The sequence below is a fragment of the Bacteroides graminisolvens DSM 19988 = JCM 15093 genome (genome assembly GCF_000428125.1).
Classification (GTDB): Bacteria; Bacteroidota; Bacteroidia; order Bacteroidales; family Bacteroidaceae; genus Bacteroides; species Bacteroides graminisolvens.
The window spans coordinates 28,939-46,551 of record NZ_ATZI01000008.1 but is presented as its reverse complement, the minus strand read 5'-3'; the positions used below and the strand labels follow the sequence as shown (position 1 = coordinate 46,551).

Genomic DNA, 17,613 nt, shown 5'->3' with positions numbered 1-17,613 from the left:
TACAAAAGCAACCGATGACCTGTATGGGTTATAGAGACAATTAATACGCACCGGAATATGGAAAACAAATCCAAAGACAATCCCCTTTTTTCAGAAACGTCCTATCGCATACTGAAAAAGGCAGAACCCAGACTCAGTGCTGAAGAAAAGCGTGTGATGTGGACAGACATCGAACGCAGAACTACAGGGAAGAAGCGATCTGTTGCTCACCTCAGGAATTGGTATGTAGCAGCATCTATTACTCTTGTTTTGATAACAGTCTCCATTGTGGTATACCAGAATTCTTTCACAAACATCCCATACAACCGCCTGTCGGCTTTGGTTGACATCGACACCTTGAGAAATACCCGATTGTATTTCGGCGATCAGCAAATTGAATTGGGAGAACAAGTGGAAATTTACTGCCTCCCCTCAAGCAATCAGCTTGAAATAAAAACAGCCGGTAATTCTTCGTTTAAACTATCCGTTCCGCAGGATAAAGAAATGTACATGCAACTTGCTGTACCCAAGAACAAGCGTGCACAAATCGTATTGGCGGACAACTCGAAGATTATACTCAGAGAGCAATCCAAATTTATTTTTCCGTTCCATTTCAAGAAAGACAAACGAGAGGTAAAACTGGAAGGAGAAGCCTACATGCAGATTGCGCCAAATAAGCACAAACGCTTTATCACCCAAACAAACTATATGGATATTAGTGTATTGGGAACAGAGTTTCTGGTAGTTGCCTACCCCCACTCCGGCGAACAATCAGTCTTGCTGGTTAAGGGTTCCGTACAAGTAACTCCGGAACAAGGAGAATCGGTTATCATGGTGCCCAATCAAAAATTTATATATAATAAAACAACCGCCTCTGCACATGTAGCCGAGAACGTAAATGTATTACCCGCCATTGCCTGGAAAGAAAACCTGCTGATAATGGATAGCCAGTCGCTTGCCGAAGTGCTGAAAACCATAGAAGCACACTACGGCATAGCTTTCAGCTATAATTGGAAAGAAATGGAGAGTATACACATCAGCGGAAAATTAGATATCAGCGTATCGTTGAACGAAGTATTGGAAAATATCAGTCGCATTGCGCAGGTAACTATCACAAAAGAACAGAGAACAATTAAAATAACGAAAGAGAAACCTTAAAAAGATATGCCTATGACGTGAGCACACCAAAAACCAGAAGGGCCAAGAAATAGTGCGAATATTTCTCAGCCCCCGACTTTGATTCTAAATGTTTTTAATAACCAAAATCTATCAATAATGAACAAAAAACATTATTTCTGCAAGTATACAAAATTTATTTGTAACAGACTGATGGTTGCAAGTTATATTTTGTTTTTCCTAAGTGCAAATGTGACCAATGCATATGCAACTTCCAATCCCACCGAAGTAACAAAATCGGGTGATATAATTATCAAAGTGGCTAACAAGCCCATCAAAGAAGTGCTGACTTTAATAGAGCAGCAAAGCAAGTTCGTGTTTGTATACAATACGGAGAGTGTAAACCTCGATAAACCCGTTACGCTTAACATCACTTCGGGTTCCATCAACGAAATAATGACTCAATTGCTGAAAGGAAGTTCGTTGAGTTATGAAATTTCCGACAGACAGATTCTCATATTTCGGTCCAATCAGAAAGACAGCAAAACTTCCGCAAAGATGCTGTCGTCGGGAACGGTTCTCGACGAAAATGGTGAAGCCCTGATTGGTGTGAATGTGCAAGTAAAAGGTGAAACTTCCGGAACAATAACCGATATTGACGGAAAATATTCGTTGAACGTACCGGCAGGCAAAAGCCTTGTATTCTCGTATGTAGGATACAAGAGACTTGAAATGAAAGCCCAATCACAAATGAAGGTCGAGATGCAAAGTGATGCCGAGTTGCTGAACGAAGTTGTGGTGGTAGGTTATGGTACCATGAAGAAAAGCGACCTGACCGGTTCTGTTTCGGGCGTAAAAGCTAAAGATTTTAATACCGGACTGGTCAGCTCACCCTCTCAACTTATTCAGGGACGTGTGGCTGGTGTTAACATCACAAACAACGGAGGCGAACCCGGTGGAGGCGTAACCATCCGCGTACGCGGTTCTAACTCAATCCGTTCCGGGCAGGACCCGCTGTATGTTGTTGACGGAGTGCCGCTGGATGCATCAGACGATTTGCAACCATCGGGTGCAAGTACCACAGGTATCGGAAGTACCGGAAGCAAAAACCCGTTGAACTTTCTAAATCCGGATGATATTGAATCCATCGACATCCTGAAAGACGCATCTGCGACAGCCATTTACGGAGCCAGAGGTGCCAATGGAGTGATCATGATTACTACGAAGAAAGGTTCCGAAGGACAAGCGAAAGTATCCTATTCAGCCTATGCCAGTGTTTCCGAACTGCCCAATGAATACGAAGTTCTCTCGGCTGATCAGTATCGGGCATTTGCCAGTGAAAAAGGAATTACCATTGATGATGGTGGCGCAAGCACCAACTGGCAGGATGAGATATTCCGCACAGCCTTATCGCACAATCATAACCTGGCAGTAAGCGGAGGAGGCAAGAAAGGAAACTATCGCGCTTCATTAAGCTTCCAGGATCAGGAAGGTATCATCAAGAAAAGCGGTATGAAGAAATACACCGGACGCTTTTATTTAAGTCAGAAAACATTCAACGACAAGTTGTTGTTTGAAGCGAGCCTGATGGCCACACGTACAAAAGATAAACGGGCTCCGCTCGGACAATCGGGTGGTTACGAAGGCGACTTGTTGCTCACCGCGCTGAAAGTTAATCCTACCTACCCAATCTTCAACGAAGACGGAACTTACTATCAGAAGAGTCAGGATGTGCGAAACCCGGTTGCCATGATTGATCTGACCAATGATAACACGGAAACCGACCGAATCTTGGCCAATGTTACCGGTACGCTTGATCTCTGGAAAGGGCTGAAGTATAAAATGAACGTGGCTTTTGACGAAACTAAAGCCAGCAGAAAAGTAACCCAGGATAAACAGCTTATCTATATGAGCGACAAGGGTACGGCCAACATCAACAACGTTGAAGCAAGCAATTTCTTGATTGAGAATTATCTTACTTATGATTTCAAGGTAAAAGACATACATAAATTCAATTTATTGGCGGGTCACTCTTACCAGAAGTTCCGCAACTATTGGTACGGCTTCTCGGAAACAGGTTTTGACATCGATAACATTGACTACCTGTATGATTTATCTTTCGGAAAAAACACCGATATTACCGGAACTTCAAACATAACAGTCAACGAATTGCAATCTTTCTTCGGTCGTGTGAACTACAACCTGCTCGACAAATACCTGCTTACTGCAAACTTCCGTGTCGACGGTTCAACTAAGTTCGGAGAAAACAATAAATACGGTTTCTTCCCGTCGGCCGCCTTTGCATGGCGCATGAGTGAGGAACAATTTATCAAGAACCTCAACGTATTTGATAACTTAAAGCTTCGTCTGAGCTGGGGTATAACCGGTAATCAGGAAATTCCCAATAAGATATCTCAAATCAAACTAGGTAGTACCGATGGTGCCGTGCTCGACGGAGGAACAACCGTCACTCAGGGAGTTACCCTAACCCGTACTCCAAACCCCGATTTGAAATGGGAACGTACCGAACAAATAAACATCGGTTTCGATTTCGCTATTTTGAAGAATCGTTTGAGTGGAACGTTCGACTTCTTCTCGAAAACAACCAAGGATGTGCTTTTGCAAGTATATTCTATTTCTCCGGCACCCACCACACAAGTGTGGAGCAACGTGCCTGATATGAAAATTGTCAATAATGGTTTTGAAGTTGGATTGAATGGAGTAATCATTGATACAAAAGTCTGGCGTTGGAATGCAGGAGTCAATTTCTCAAGCATCACGAACAAAGTGAAAAACCTGCCCATGTCGTCCATTACCACAGGTAACCCCAGCGGTCCGGGCATTACCGGATTCTCTTCACAAATCATCAAGAGCGGATACCCTATTGGAACCTTCTGGGGATATAACTTCCTCGGATTCGACGAAAACGGGAAAAGTATCTATGAAAAAGATGCCGACGGCAAAGTGGTTGAGAAGTGCATAGGCAATGCGCAACCCGACTTCTCTCTGAACTTCAACACCTCCGTTGCCTGGAAGAATTTCGATGTCAGTCTCTACTTCAACAGTGTGGTAGGCAATGACATTTACAACAACCTAGCCAATGTGATTGACAACCTGAGTATGTTTTCCAAAGGTAGCAACACCACGGTGCACGCCACCCAAACCAATGAAGCGTTTAACAATGTGCTCGATTATTCAAGTCGTTACATTGAAGACGGTTCGTACCTGCGGTTAAGCAGCGCCACATTAGGATATACCGTTCCATTGAAAAACAAAAGATACATCAGCAACCTGCGTTTCACCCTTACCGGAAACAATTTGTTTGTCATCACCGGATATTCGGGTTATGACCCCGAAGTGAACTCCAACAGAACCAGTAACGGCGTTCCCGCACTGGGCATCGGGTGGACCAACTATCCCATGGCGCGCAGCTATAGCTTAGGTGTATCAATTGACTTCTAACAAAAATATTACTGACATGAAAAAAATAGCAATTATACTATATACAGCCCTTACTCTTCTTAGCATTACATCGTGTACCGATTTGAAAGAAGAAGTTTTAAATGAGCAAGACGAGTCAGAGACTATATCCGATACCAGTAATGCCGGCAGCATTGTTGCTCCTGCTTACGCTTACCTGCGTGATTTACAAAGCAGAAGTGGCGTTTGGCTCGTACTGGAAAGTCTGACGGACGAAATGGTGTTTCCTACCCGCGGAACCGATTGGAACAATTCCAACTACCGTACCCTGTTCACGCATGAATACGACAGCAAAAATACGTATATTAAAAACACTTGGAACAGCTTTATGCTGGGAATCACCAAGTGCAACGTGGCTTTGCAGTATCTCACCAAACTGGAACAAACCGAAGAGGTAAAGAACTATGTGAATGAAACTCTTTTCATCAGAGCATTGTGCATGTACCACCTGATGGATTGTTTCGGCCATTTCCCCATGCGTGAATATACGGAGACCGACTATTCCAAACTACCTGTTATCTTGGAACGGGAACAAGCCTTGAACCGCATCATCACGGAACTGGAAACCATCATTCCTCAGTTGAAAGAAAAGGGTGAGGTACCTTATGGCAGAATAACCAAAGCTGCGGCCCAACTGCTGCTGGCCAAAGTATATCTCAACTATCAGGTGTATACCGGCACGGCTCCTACTTTTGCCGACGGACAATCAAAGTGGACAGAAACCATTGATCTTTGTGATGACATCATCGGTTCGGGAAAGTATACCCTGTCTACCGACTTCTGGAAACTCTATCTGGCCGACAATCAGAAAGAATCTGATGCCACAGAAACCATTCTGCCTATTATCTTTAACAATGCCATCGGATTGAAAGGTATTCCCTGGTTAAATATCACCCTGCACTATAACCAGAAGTTCGGTAGCTTTACCAGCATGTGGAACGGTTGCTGTACCACTCCCACCTTCCTGGCTACATGGGACACCACCGACCCTCGTTATCAAGATAACCGGTTAAAAAGTCAAATTGGGTTTAACCTCGGCATACTCGTTGGTCAGCAATACTCCGCAAACGGCAGCGAATTGCTTACGCGCAGCGGAAGCAAACTCATCTTCACGCCCGAATTCAGTGTACAGAATTCAACCGAAGCCCAAGGCGCACGTGTAGTAAAATACGCACCCGACCCCACTTCAACCTATGGCAGCAACAGTGAAAATGATTTTCAGTACTACCGCTTGGCAGATGTATATCTGATGAGAGCAGAAGCGAAGTTCCGTTCGGGAGATGTGGACGGTGCATTGACTGACATCAATGAACTGAGAAACAAACGCCACGTGAGCACCTACAAAAAAGAAGAGCTTACACTCGAGAAGATATACAATGAACGCGGATATGAGTTCTATTGGGACGGTCCGTCACGCCGCAACGACATGGTTCGTTTCAACCGTTACTGCGAAGCCCGTTATGAAAAGCCGGCGTCGGAACCATACAAAATTTTATTGCCCATACCTCTGAGTGCTCTCGAAGCCAATGAGCAGTTGAAACAAAACGACCAATATCAATAAGCTTATTTTTATAAGCTACCCTTATTAAGTAAAAAATCTCCGGCTACAAGAAGCTGCATCATGTGCCTGTCAATAGCTGACTGTGATGCAGCGGCTTGTAGCTTTTATCTTTCACTCACCAAACCCTAAAACAATGAAGAAGAGACTTTCTCCAACCATTCTTGGCATCTTGTTGTGTCTGTTCTCCGTACATAAAACCAATGCCCAAGACACACATTTTGTTTTGCCCGCATGGATAGAGCATGCCTCCTTTTACCAGATATATCCGCAAAGTTTTCAAGATAGTAACGGAGACGGTATAGGAGATATCCAAGGTATCATCAACCGTTTGGATTACATCCGGTCGATAGGCTGCAATACAGTATGGCTAAATCCCTGTTTCCATTCAGCTTTCATGGACGCAGGTTATGACGTTATTGATTTCTACAGAGTAGCTCCTCGTTACGGTACGAACGATGATATGAGGACGCTTTTTAAAGAAGCTCATGAACGAGGAATGAAAGTTGTACTCGATTTGGTAGCAGGGCATAGTTCCGATCAATCGCCCTGGTTTACATATTCCCAACAAAAACAAACGAATCCCTATTCCGACCGTTATATATGGACTAATGATTCCACCGTACGGCCCGACCGATTTGTTTCGGGCAAGTTTGAGCGCAACGGCACATACCGTAAAAACTATTTTGATTGCCAGCCGGCATTCAATTACGGATACGGAGAACCCAACCCCTCCCATCCGTGGGAAGAACCCGTTACCGCTCCCGGACCTACCGCTACCCGACAAGAACTGATACACATCATGGATTACTGGATGCAGATGGGTTGTGACGGTTTTCGGGTTGATTTGGCAGGATCGTTGGTCAAGAATGATCCTCATTTAGTAGGCACCACCTATTTGTGGCATGAAATACGCACCCATTTTCAAAGTCTGTATCCCGAAGGAATATTATTAGCCGAATGGAGCAACCCCCAAAAAGCCATTCAGGTAGGTTTTATGATGGATTTTATTATCTGCTTCGGTAACACCGGATACAGCCAGATGATGTTTAACGAAGTAGGTACCTACCGCAGAGATACGTGTTATTTCGATTTGAAAGGCGTTGGTAACCCCGATCCGTTTATCAGCTACCTCAACGATTGCATTCGGGTAATTGGTGACAAAGGACACATCTGCATCCCTACATCCAATCATGATTTTCAGCGTCCCAACAGCGGTAGGCGAAACAGCATGGAACAGTTAAAAACAACTATGACCTTCTTCCTCACATTGCCCGGCGTACCTCTTATCTATTATGGAGATGAAATCGGAATGAAGTACATAGACGGGTTGCCCAACAAAGAAGGAAGCCTCTTGTCAAAGGGAAACAGAGCCGGTTCACGCACCCCGATGCAATGGGATGCCAGTGCCGGAGCCGGTTTCTCGACTGCATCGCCCGAACATTTCTACCTGCCGGTTGACTCGTCAGCCAACCGTCCCAACGTAGCACAACAAGAGAACGATCCGCATTCACTTCTCAACTACACCCGCCGGCTATTAAAACTTCGCAAAGAATACCCCGCTTTGGCCTGTCGCAGCGAAATTAAGTTTTGGCAAGAAGGGAAGAACAACTACCCGTTGGTTTACGAAAGAAGAAAAGGAAACCAGCGCATATTGATCTGCATAAACCCATCGGGCAAAGAAATTAAAACCGTGAGAAGATACAATCGGTCGTTCAGCAAACTCACTCCAATTATCAATGAAAACAGCCACCAGGGGCAGATCGTAAAGTTGCGGGGCAAGAACCTTCATCTTCACGTTCAACCCCTATCAATCGGTATATATAAAATAGACTAAGCCATGAAAAGATACATCATTTATTTATTCGTCTTTCTTGCTGCGCACGCCTCTGCACAAGATCCGTGGAGCATCAAAGTTAACCACATCAACCCACAAAACTATTACGGAGTTACCGTGGCCAACGGTATGCTGGGCATTGTATCGTCACCCGAACCTTTACGCACCAGTCAGGTAGTATTGGCAGGCAGTTATGACAAATACGGCCGGGGAAGAGTTAGTAACTTCCTCAATGGTTACAACATGCTCAACGCAACCCTCAGCATAGACGGACAAACACTCCGGATGGAAAACATCAGCTCCTACACACAAGAGTTAGACATGAAAGAAGCCATTCACCGCTCCTCCTTTCGTTTCGACAACAAGGCAGAAGTGACTTACTCCTTTCTCGCGCTGCGTCAACTCCCCTATTCAGCCTTGCTGGTAATAGAGATAACCCCACATGCCGATATTACCATCAGTGCAACCAACATACACGAAACCCCGGACGCATTTCGTGACGGACAAATGTATTACAACGAAATAAACCGCAAGCATGCTTCCGTTAAACTGATGTCGACCCAAGCCATGAGTCCCACAGGCAAACTGAAAATCTGTGCATCCTCATCGTTTCTGTTTCCCGAAAAGGCCGGCGAAGAACCCCGTGTTATTCACAGCACCCCCAACAACAACAGTCACTACATGAGATTTAGCAAAACGTTGAAGAGCGGAGAGAAATATCGTTTTTGCGTGGTAGGGTCAACACTCACCAGCGCCCATCACCCCGATCCGATCAACGAAGCCGATCGACTCACCGTCTTCGCCAGTTTAGAAGGATGCGACCGTCTGCTTCAGATGCACAAACAACAATGGAGTGAATTGTGGAAGAGCGACATTGAAATAGAAGGCGATGCCCAATCACAACAAGACATCCGCAGCATGATTTATCACCTCTATTCCTTTGTACGCCAAGGCTCCGCCCTCTCCATCTCCCCCATGGGATTATCCGGTTTAGGATACAACGGACACATTTTTTGGGATGCAGACACCTGGATGTTCCCGGCTCTGTTGATGTTACAACCCAAACTGGCCGAATCATTGATTGATTACCGTTACAACCGGTTGGAGACAGCCAAAAAGAACGCTTTTGAACACGGATACCAAGGCGCCATGTATCCATGGGAAAGCAGTGACAGCGGATTTGAAGAGACTCCCGTCTGGGCCCTGGCCGGCACCTTTGAACATCACATTTCAGGCTGTGTGGCACTGGCAGCATGGAATTATTACCGTGTTACGCAAGACACAAAGTGGTTGGCCGAAAAAGGATTCTCCATATTGGAGGCAACAGCCAACTTCTGGTTAAGTCGCGCCGAATACGAGGCCGACGGAAAAGCTCACATAAAGAATGTAGTAGCTGCCGATGAGTGGGCAGAGAATGTTGACGATGACGCCTTCACCAACGGTGTGGCTAAGGTTAACTTACAAGCCGCAGCACAAGCAGCGCGCATACTCAAACAAGCTGCAAATCCCGATTGGGAAACATTGGCATCCCGGCTCAGTTTCTATCAGTTTGCCGATGGAGTAACCAAAGAACATCGCACGTATAACGGAGAAAGCATCAAGCAAGCAGATGTTAACCTGCTGCCCTATCCGTTAAACCTGATACGCGACCCGCAGCAGATCAAGAAAGATTTGGAATTCTATTCCGTGAGAGTGCCCGAGAAAAACACCCCTGCCATGACCCAAGCCATTTTTTCATTGCTCTATGCCCGTTTGGGCGAGGCCGATAAAGCCTGGCATTTCTTTCAAGATGCCTACTTACCTAATCTAAACCCTCCTTTCAGGGTGATTGCCGAGACAAAAGGAGGTGATAATCCCTATTTTGCAACAGGAGCAGGTGGCGTATTACAAAGTGTACTGATGGGGTTTGGCGGTCTGGAAATCACCGACAGCGGCGTGAAACAAATAAAACGCGGCACCCTCCCGTCTCATTGGAAGAAACTCACTCTGAAAGGTATCGGAGTAAAACGAGAGAAATTCCTAATTCAGAAGTAGAAACAGACTGTCGTAACTTAAGCATTGCCCGATGCAGCAGGTTGCGTACCGATTGATAGTTCATGCCCAATAAATCAGGAATTTCACTGAGTGGCACTTCCTGAATGTAGTACAGATAGACAGCCTCGCGTTGCCGGGGAGTAAGCTCCTTTAGTGCACGCGCTAGGCGTTGTCTGTCTTCCTCACTATATTCCTCCTCATCTGCTGTAGATTGCTGTGTGATGAGATCAATTTCAAAGCGTACATCCTCTTCATTGTCAATAGACAACATAATCCGGTTTGACATTTTATTCAGCAGTGTTCTTTTCATTGCCATAAACAGATACCCTTTCACGTAATCGGTTTCACTCAGGTTCGCTCTGTTTTGATACAACTTCACAAAAACATCCTGAATAGTGTCTTTGACCAGTTCGGCATCGGGAGTAATCTTCTTGCCGTAGGCATACATGGCATCAGAATACAGGTGAAACAAACGGGCAAAAGCCTCTCTGTCTCCGGCTAAAAAAGCTTGCCAAAGATCTCTATCAGAAGCGGATGATTCACGATTCAGGTTATTCATGCTTTTTTCTTAATGCAAACTGTTGCAACAATGCCCTTTGCAATTACAAAAATGGTTATTATTTTAATAACATCCAACTGCTGGTTTATATTCATGCAAAAAAACTCCGAAGGTTGTTACGCCTCCGGAGTTTAGACACTAAAAAAAATTATATTGCTATGAAAACTGTGACATTAAATATATTAGAACCGCACACCCAGTGTCATTAACACCTGACTGTTTGAGTTCGTGATTTTAGTAGCCGGTAGATCAACGTTGTCAAACGCATAGAAATCTTCTTTGTACGTACTATATTGATAAGCTAAATCAGCATAAAAAGAAGAGCCCCGATAACCGAAACCAATCGTGTAATTATCTCTCGATTTACTGTTTGAGAATTCAGTATCCGTACGTATAGCATTTACGCTAAGCTCTTTGAAGGCCGTAGTTTTAATCGGCGCACTAATATGGTTGTAGCCAATTCTAGAACTAAATTCGGGAGATAATTTAATTTCAGCACCCAAACGTACTGTGCTCACTCCTTTTAACGATTGCTTGATGGTAGAATTCTCATAGTCCATGTTTACTCCATCATCATATTCAAGTTTAGAAGTCGAATAATCACTGTACTCATATTCGGCACCCAACGCTACTGATTGGCCAATGGTGTATCCTAAACTAAAGTTATATTTCCACGGTGTGGTAAGTTTATACTTGGTACTTCCTTCCATTTCATCACCATATTGATTTTGCGTGTAAGTAGTACCCTTCAAGAACTTATCCTCAGTTTCATTATACGTATCATAATCTAAATACGATGAATTTCTCTCTTCCAAATTGTAGAAAGTAGGCGTATGTACAGCTAGTCCTATTCGTAAAGGCGACTGTTCAAATGGTCTCACAATAAGACCCAATTTAAAATCAACGCCCGAACCATCCAAATCGTAATAATTACGTAATGCGTAATTGCCATCATCCTGATTATTCGATAAGAACGTTTCCTGATAAATACTACTCTTTGAGTAATCCACACTATAAGCTGTTAAAGTTGCACCCAAATAAATTCGGTCATACCAATTAAGCGCAACATTAAAATCATAAGCAGCAATCTGTCCGCGTTCTCTGGATCTGTAATATCCATCAACCGAATGACCATTCAGCAGATAAGGATTGTATTTCTGATTCTGGCCCGGAACAATCAAATTAGATTCATAGGCCAGAGCACCTAACCAAGGTACATCGCCAAAATTAAATGCATTTTTGTCTAATAATACTTCCGGTGATAAGTATTCACCATAGTAAGCACTGTTTGCATTTACTAAACCGGCTATCTGCTGAGTTTGTGAAACATTGTAGTTTCCCCCCATCACCATATCCTTATCAAAAGATTTGGCTTTGTGGTAATTGAAACCGAAGTTTACGTATTTCAAGGCCGTGCGATTACCTATCTTATTTGAGAATACAAATCCCAGATTATCAAATGAACCACGGAATTTATCCGTTTCGTTCTTGCTACTGCCCAGCTTCGATTCCGTATTGAGGCTTTTAAAGCCAAACGAAATCATGGCATCGTTACTTCTGTAAATACCTATACCTGCGGGGTTAGTCCCCATGGTAGAAATGTCGCCTCCAAGGGCTCCCATCGCTCCACCCATACCCACAAAACGGGCAGTTCCGTTCAGGTCGTTATCCAAAAGCCTGCTTGCATCATATAAGGTTTGAGCCTGTATGCCCGTCAGAGCCGACACAGACAGAGCTGCTAATATTATCATTTTTACCTTTTTCATAATCGTAGTATTTAACTATTAAGTTATATGCATGAATTAGAAAGTTTCATTCTTACCGGATTACCGTCTGCTACTTCCGCTGCTACGGCTGGAAGAAGAAGAACTGCTTCCGCCGCTGGAACGTGAAGAACTGCCTCCCGAATAACTTCCACCGCTTGAGCGAGATGAACTGCTGCTTCCCGAATTATAACTTCTGGAAGAAGAAGAGGAAGAGCTACCCGGATTATAACTTCTTCTGCTTTCGCCCGAAGAATATGAACGTGGTTCTGATGAACTACCCCGGCTGTAAGTTGAGTTACTTCTGCTATACGTAGAATTACTTCTCTCAGAGCTTCCGGTGCTTACCGAAGAACGGCGTGAGCCAGTGGTGTTTCTGCTATCTGAGCCCACACTCTCGTAAGAGATACTGCTTCGGGTGCTGCTGGGACGCGTATATGTGGTGCGGCGTGATGAAGAAGCATCGGTGCGGCTACTTACATTCGGTCTTTCGCCAACCACTCTGGAACCAACTTCTCTGGTACCCACTACCCTTCTCGATGAGTTGCCCGACTGATAGGTACTGGTTCTGCTACTCGTTGATTGTCTGTCGGATACATAAGAAGACCTTCTGGATGAGCCCGAACTACGTCCGTCATTCGCATAAGCTGATCTTCTATTATTGTAATATACGTCTCTGTTGTTATAGGCCCAGTTACCGCCGCCATAATGCGGGTGTCCCCAATAGCCTCCACCGTGGTAGCCGCCTCCCCAAGAACCTCCAAAGGAGAAACCAAACCAACTATTCCAACCGGGATACCAGCTTGAATAATAATAAGGATAATTCCAGCTACCCCATCCGTAGCCGAAGGAGTTAAAGCGCCAATCCCACCACAAACGGTTTGTATAGGTTGGGAATGCGTATGCGTAGAAACCATCGGTGTACACGTTCCAATCCCACGAATTAACTCCGTATACAATGTCCCAATACAGCGGACTGCTTATGTGTATGGCGAAACGCGGATTACGGAAACGGATAATTCTCTCTGCATATTCGTAATCATCTTCTGATCCGGTAAAGCCGTTCACCCATTCACCATCCAGTTCGGGTTCTTCTTTTTCCTTCACGTACAATGTATCATTCTGCAGAACGAAATCATTTTCCTTCGAACTATATCGACGATTGTATTCATCAACATCGCGGGTATTTCCCTTGCGATCCTGTATTACTACTTTTGAACCGGGTGCAACATATACGTTGGTGTTGACTTCTTTCTTCACCTCTTTCTTTGCCTCCGGAGCTTTTTCCCTGACAGTCGTTTTTTCACTGTCTTTAGAAGGAACGTAGTAAAGATCATCATTAGAGCTTTGTGCCATCATAGCCAATGGAAGGCACAAGGCAAACAGCATACTTAAAACAATCTTTTTCATAATCTCGGGTTTTATAGTTATTAATTCTACTATCACGTTACAAAGATACGCGCGTGTTATTACTTAAAAGGAAGATTTTCCCCAATTCATCATAGGGATTTCCCTAAATGAATTTATCTTTGCGTAAATAATAACATGAATATGAAGTATCTGGAATTTATTTTTAAAACAGAGCCATGCTCAGAAGCGGTAAACGATGTATTGGCTGCCACGCTGGGCGAAGTCGGATTTGAAAGTTTTGTTGACTCCGAAAGTGGAATCACGGCATATATTCAACAAGAGCTGTACCGGGAAGAGTTACTGAAAGCCTCCCTCGAAGATTTTCCCATCGAAAACGTGTCCATTGGTTATACGTGGAGCGAAGCCGAAGACAAAGACTGGAACGAGGAGTGGGAAAAGAATTTCTTTCAACCCATTGTTATCGGTAACCGCTGCGTGATTCACAGCACATTTCACCAAGATGTTCCACAGGCAGAATATGACATTGTGATTAACCCGCAAATGGCTTTCGGAACGGGACATCACGAAACCACCAGTTTGATAATCAGTGAGTTGCTCGATGCCGATTTAAAAGGCAAAACAGTTCTCGACATGGGCTGCGGAACATCCATTCTGGCCATACTTGCTTCCATGCGGGGAGCCGATGCGCTGCTGGCTGTTGACATTGATTCATGGTGTGTGAATAACTCCATTGAAAACATAGCGCTGAACCACATCAACAACATTGAGGTGGAACTGGGCGATGCGGCAACGCTGAACAGAAAAGGTCCCTTTGATGTAGTGATAGCCAACATCAACCGAAACATTCTGTTGCATGATATGGCTGCCTACGTAGCCTGCATGAAACCACAGGCAGAGCTTTATATGAGCGGCTTTTATGCAGAAGATGTTCCCTTGATCAGAGAGAAAGCAGAAAGCCTAGGATTGCGTTTTACGCACAGTAAATCGCAAAACAACTGGACGGCGGTGAAGTTTGTCCGCCCCTGATTGAGTCGTTTCGCCTCATAAAAAGTATGAAATAAAGTATCACCAAGTATCACCAACCTTGTAACAAATTGATTATCAGATAATTGTGTGTGACACTTCGCTAAAAAAAAGCCTCACCAAGTATCACCAAGTATCACCAACTTTTTTTAATAAAATAAATGACAGGTAAACGGTAAAATAAAACCGTAAACACTTGACTTTCCTCGTTATATTTCGTATATTTGAAGAATGAAAAACAGTGTGTACATCCGGGTGTACAACACACATACACCCCCATGTACAAGGGCTATAGACCCGGGTGTATAAGGTATGTACACCCGGGTCTATATGCTTTTTATTAACCAGTAATTAATCTTAAAGTAAAAAGCTTATGTATTCATACGTAGTTAGAAAGAAAGTGAACAAAAGTGGTTCTGAGGAAGAAATTCGTTACCACGGAATTCCCGTAACTTCGGGGCAAATTGGTGTGTCACAAATGGCCGAAGTAATTAGCGAGAGGTGTAGTCTTACGCATGCCGATGTAGAGGCTTCCGTTATTGCATTGGGCGAAGTCATGCAAGAGTTCTTATCCAAAGGTCACACCGTGTATCTCAAAGGCATTGGCTTATTCTCGGTTTCGGCCAGCAGTGAAGGGTTCAGCACCGCGAAAGAATGCACTCCATCAAAAGTAAAGGCGAAGCGTATTTGTTTCAAAGCCGATAAATACATGAAAGTGTTTATGGGCAAAATCAAATTCATACGAACCAAAAGAGCGCCTCAAAAATGAAAATAACCTTATACAGAAAAGACGGCAAAACCCAGACTCAACGCACGCTAGAGCTGATTGCTGCCCTCGAAGCCATGAAAACGGAAATCAAAGCACGCCCCGTATCTACTTTGCGAGAGATGCTGGCCTACGCTTCACCCAACGCAAAAACCGTGTACGCACAGAAAATTCCGTTGTATGCCTTCGGAGGTGTATTCCATCAGCGCGACGGACAGCAGAAAATGGTGCAGTACAACGGCTGTGTGCTGCTGGAAGTTAACAACCTGGCCAACCACAAGGAAGCCACACAGGTAAGAAATGATGTCGCAAGATTGCCGCAAACATTGGTTGCCTTCATTGGTTCGAGTAACAAAACAGTGAAAATAGTAGTACCCTTTACCCTACCCGAAGGGGGACTGCCGCAAGAACACCGTTTGGCCGAGTTTTTTCATGCCAAAGCGTATAGGGATGCCGTGCAATGGTATCAGCCTCAACTTCGGCGTGAAATCATGCTGAAGAAACCCACGTTGGATCATTGCTGCCACATGAGCTATGACCCCAACCTGTATTACAACCCCGAAGCCGTGCCCATTCGCATCAGTCAGCCCATGAACATGCCCGTAGAGACGACCTATCAGGAAAAAAGAGACATGCAGTCCAACCCGCTGCAACGATTGTTGCCCGGGCTGGAACGCAGCAACGCCATTGCGTTACTTTACAGCACGTCAATGGAGAATGCATTGCGGGAGATTAACCACATTGACTGGGAGGGCGACATGGTTCCGTTTTGCATCAAACTGGCCGAAAACTGTTTCCGGTCAGGCATTCCGGAAGAAGACGCCATTCGCTGGTCCATTTTATACAGTCGCATCAGACCACATTTAAACGTGCTTCGCACCAGTTTCCGCAACGTCTATTCCATGGAGAATAGAGCAAACCTGTTCGGCAACAATCCCTGCATTCCTTCGGGAACCGCACTGATTATACAAATGGAAGAGTTTATGCAACGACGGTATCAGTTACGACGCAACGTACTGAAAAATCAGGTAGAATACAGGGAAGTCATGTCGTTTTACTTCGACTTTCGCAGCGTAAACAAGCAGGCAATGAACTCCATTTGCATGAATGCCATCAGCGAAGGCTTGCCCTCGTGGGATGTGGATATTAAACGTTATCTGGAATCCGACCGTGTGCCGGCTTATAATCCCATAGAAGATTTTCTGTACTCCACCGGCACGTGGGACGGTAAAGATCGTATCGGGGAATTGGCTCGGCGCATAAAATGTGATAACCCCAAGTGGCCGGCACTGTTTCACACCTGGTTTCTGGGGATGGTTGCCGGGTGGCAACAGCTCAGTAAGCAGCATGCAAACAGCGTACTTCCTTTGCTGGTGGGTGATCAGGGGTGTGGCAAGTCAACTTTCTGTCTCAACCTGCTACCTCCCGAGCTTCGCGAATACTACACGGACAGCATTGATTTCAGCAAACGCAGTCAGGCAGAACAGGCTTTGAGTCGCTTTGCCCTGATCAACATGGATGAATTCGACTCCATCAGCGCTTCGTATCAAGGTTTCCTGAAGCATGTATTGCAAAAAACAGTCATACAAACACGCTTGCCATACGCCGGAAGCACAGAGCGCATGCCGCGTTATGCCACATTCATTGCCACGAGCAACAATTTCGACCTGCTGACTGACCCAACAGGAAGTCGCCGTTTTATCTGCATTGAAGTAGAAGGGCGAATTGATTACAGCAGTGCCATCGACTACAAACAGGTATATGCCCAAGCCATTGAGGAGTTGCGCTGCAAGAAGCCTTACTGGTTTACACCGAAAGAAGAAGCATACATCACCCGTTGCAATCAAAAATTTCAGCGGATGTTACCCGAAGAAGAAACCATTTACAGCTACTTTCGTGTACCGGTCAATACGGAGTTGTTTGAGGAACTCACCTGCAGTGAAATGCTGGAACGCATTCAACGCAAGCATTCAGGCTTCAGGTGTAGCACCACAACAGCCATGAAACTGGGGCGATCATTGAAAAACCATTTCAGTAACCGCAGGTTACGTCAGGGAACAGTTTATAAGGTGGTGGAAATTAAGAGGTAATGCATATACGCATAAACGCCCGACATTGCCGGGCGTT

Annotated in this window: 11 protein-coding genes; 8 read left to right on the top strand and 3 right to left on the bottom strand. The window is 44.7% G+C overall.

Translation table 11 applies throughout. The annotated features are described in order from the left end of the window. Window positions 1-57: 57 nt before the first annotated feature. The 5 genes from C511_RS0107965 to C511_RS0107945 all read left to right on the top strand — a co-directional run bounded on the left by C511_RS0107965 (window position 58) and on the right by C511_RS0107945 (window position 10,004). Entirely contained in the window at window positions 58-1,137 is a 1,080-nt protein-coding gene (locus tag C511_RS0107965) for a FecR family protein (RefSeq protein ID WP_027318015.1), read from the top strand. 117 nt (window positions 1,138-1,254) lie between these two features. Beyond that, entirely contained in the window at window positions 1,255-4,557 is a 3,303-nt protein-coding gene (locus tag C511_RS0107960) for a TonB-dependent receptor (RefSeq protein WP_081698285.1), read from the top strand. A gap of 16 nt (window positions 4,558-4,573) precedes the next feature. Then, entirely contained in the window at window positions 4,574-6,136 is a 1,563-nt protein-coding gene (locus C511_RS0107955) for a RagB/SusD family nutrient uptake outer membrane protein (RefSeq protein ID WP_024996732.1), read from the top strand. 133 nt (window positions 6,137-6,269) lie between these two features. Continuing rightward, window positions 6,270-7,970, top strand: a complete 1,701-nt coding sequence (locus C511_RS0107950) for an alpha-amylase family glycosyl hydrolase (RefSeq protein ID WP_024996733.1) — start codon at window positions 6,270-6,272, stop codon at window positions 7,968-7,970. Between the two features lie 3 nt (window positions 7,971-7,973). Further along, window positions 7,974-10,004 (top strand): glycoside hydrolase family 65 protein, encoded by a 2,031-nt coding sequence (locus tag C511_RS0107945; RefSeq protein WP_027318013.1) that lies wholly within the window; start codon window positions 7,974-7,976, stop codon window positions 10,002-10,004. On the opposite strand, the gene C511_RS0107940 is transcribed toward C511_RS0107945, so the two are convergent. The 3 genes from C511_RS0107940 to C511_RS0107925 form a co-directional block, all read right to left on the bottom strand. Then, entirely contained in the window at window positions 9,952-10,563 is a 612-nt protein-coding gene (locus tag C511_RS0107940; RefSeq protein WP_027318012.1) for an RNA polymerase sigma factor, read from the bottom strand. The two genes, C511_RS0107945 and C511_RS0107940, sit on opposite strands and share 53 nt — an antisense overlap. A gap of 182 nt (window positions 10,564-10,745) precedes the next feature. Further along, complete coding sequence (locus C511_RS0107930) at window positions 10,746-12,329, bottom strand: OmpP1/FadL family transporter (protein ID WP_024996734.1); 1,584 nt, start codon at window positions 12,327-12,329, stop codon at window positions 10,746-10,748. Window positions 12,330-12,389: 60 nt separating this feature from the next. Next, complete coding sequence (locus C511_RS0107925) at window positions 12,390-13,736, bottom strand: hypothetical protein (protein ID WP_024996735.1); 1,347 nt, start codon at window positions 13,734-13,736, stop codon at window positions 12,390-12,392. Between the two features lie 141 nt (window positions 13,737-13,877). Here C511_RS0107925 and prmA point away from each other — a divergent pair, with 141 nt between their 5' ends. From prmA to C511_RS0107910, 3 genes are all read left to right on the top strand, one after another. Then, the gene (gene prmA, locus C511_RS0107920) at window positions 13,878-14,723 is read left to right on the top strand and encodes a 50S ribosomal protein L11 methyltransferase (RefSeq protein ID WP_024996736.1); all 846 of its coding nucleotides are present in this window, start codon (window positions 13,878-13,880) and stop codon (window positions 14,721-14,723) included. Window positions 14,724-15,093: 370 nt separating this feature from the next. After that, window positions 15,094-15,489, top strand: coding sequence for an HU family DNA-binding protein (locus C511_RS0107915; protein ID WP_024996737.1), 396 nt, complete (start codon window positions 15,094-15,096; stop codon window positions 15,487-15,489). After that, window positions 15,486-17,576, top strand: a complete 2,091-nt coding sequence (locus tag C511_RS0107910; RefSeq protein ID WP_027318011.1) for a BT4734/BF3469 family protein — start codon at window positions 15,486-15,488, stop codon at window positions 17,574-17,576. Before C511_RS0107915 ends, C511_RS0107910 begins: the two co-directional genes overlap by 4 nt. The last annotated feature ends 37 nt before the right edge of the window (window positions 17,577-17,613 follow it).

Excerpts from the sequence above, each read along its gene's own strand:
- C511_RS0107965 (WP_027318015.1), top strand. The coding sequence starts at position 58 with ATGGAAAACAAATCCAAAGACAATCCCCTTTTTTCAGAAACGTCCTAT.
- C511_RS0107960 (WP_081698285.1), top strand. The coding sequence starts at position 1,255 with ATGAACAAAAAACATTATTTCTGCAAGTATACAAAATTTATTTGTAAC.
- C511_RS0107955 (WP_024996732.1), top strand. The coding sequence starts at position 4,574 with ATGAAAAAAATAGCAATTATACTATATACAGCCCTTACTCTTCTTAGC.
- C511_RS0107950 (WP_024996733.1), top strand. The coding sequence starts at position 6,270 with ATGAAGAAGAGACTTTCTCCAACCATTCTTGGCATCTTGTTGTGTCTG.
- C511_RS0107945 (WP_027318013.1), top strand. The coding sequence starts at position 7,974 with ATGAAAAGATACATCATTTATTTATTCGTCTTTCTTGCTGCGCACGCC.
- C511_RS0107940 (WP_027318012.1), bottom strand. The coding sequence starts at position 10,563 with ATGAATAACCTGAATCGTGAATCATCCGCTTCTGATAGAGATCTTTGG.
- C511_RS0107930 (WP_024996734.1), bottom strand. The coding sequence starts at position 12,329 with ATGAAAAAGGTAAAAATGATAATATTAGCAGCTCTGTCTGTGTCGGCT.
- C511_RS0107925 (WP_024996735.1), bottom strand. The coding sequence starts at position 13,736 with ATGAAAAAGATTGTTTTAAGTATGCTGTTTGCCTTGTGCCTTCCATTG.
- prmA (WP_024996736.1), top strand. The coding sequence starts at position 13,878 with ATGAAGTATCTGGAATTTATTTTTAAAACAGAGCCATGCTCAGAAGCG.
- C511_RS0107915 (WP_024996737.1), top strand. The coding sequence starts at position 15,094 with ATGTATTCATACGTAGTTAGAAAGAAAGTGAACAAAAGTGGTTCTGAG.
- C511_RS0107910 (WP_027318011.1), top strand. The coding sequence starts at position 15,486 with ATGAAAATAACCTTATACAGAAAAGACGGCAAAACCCAGACTCAACGC.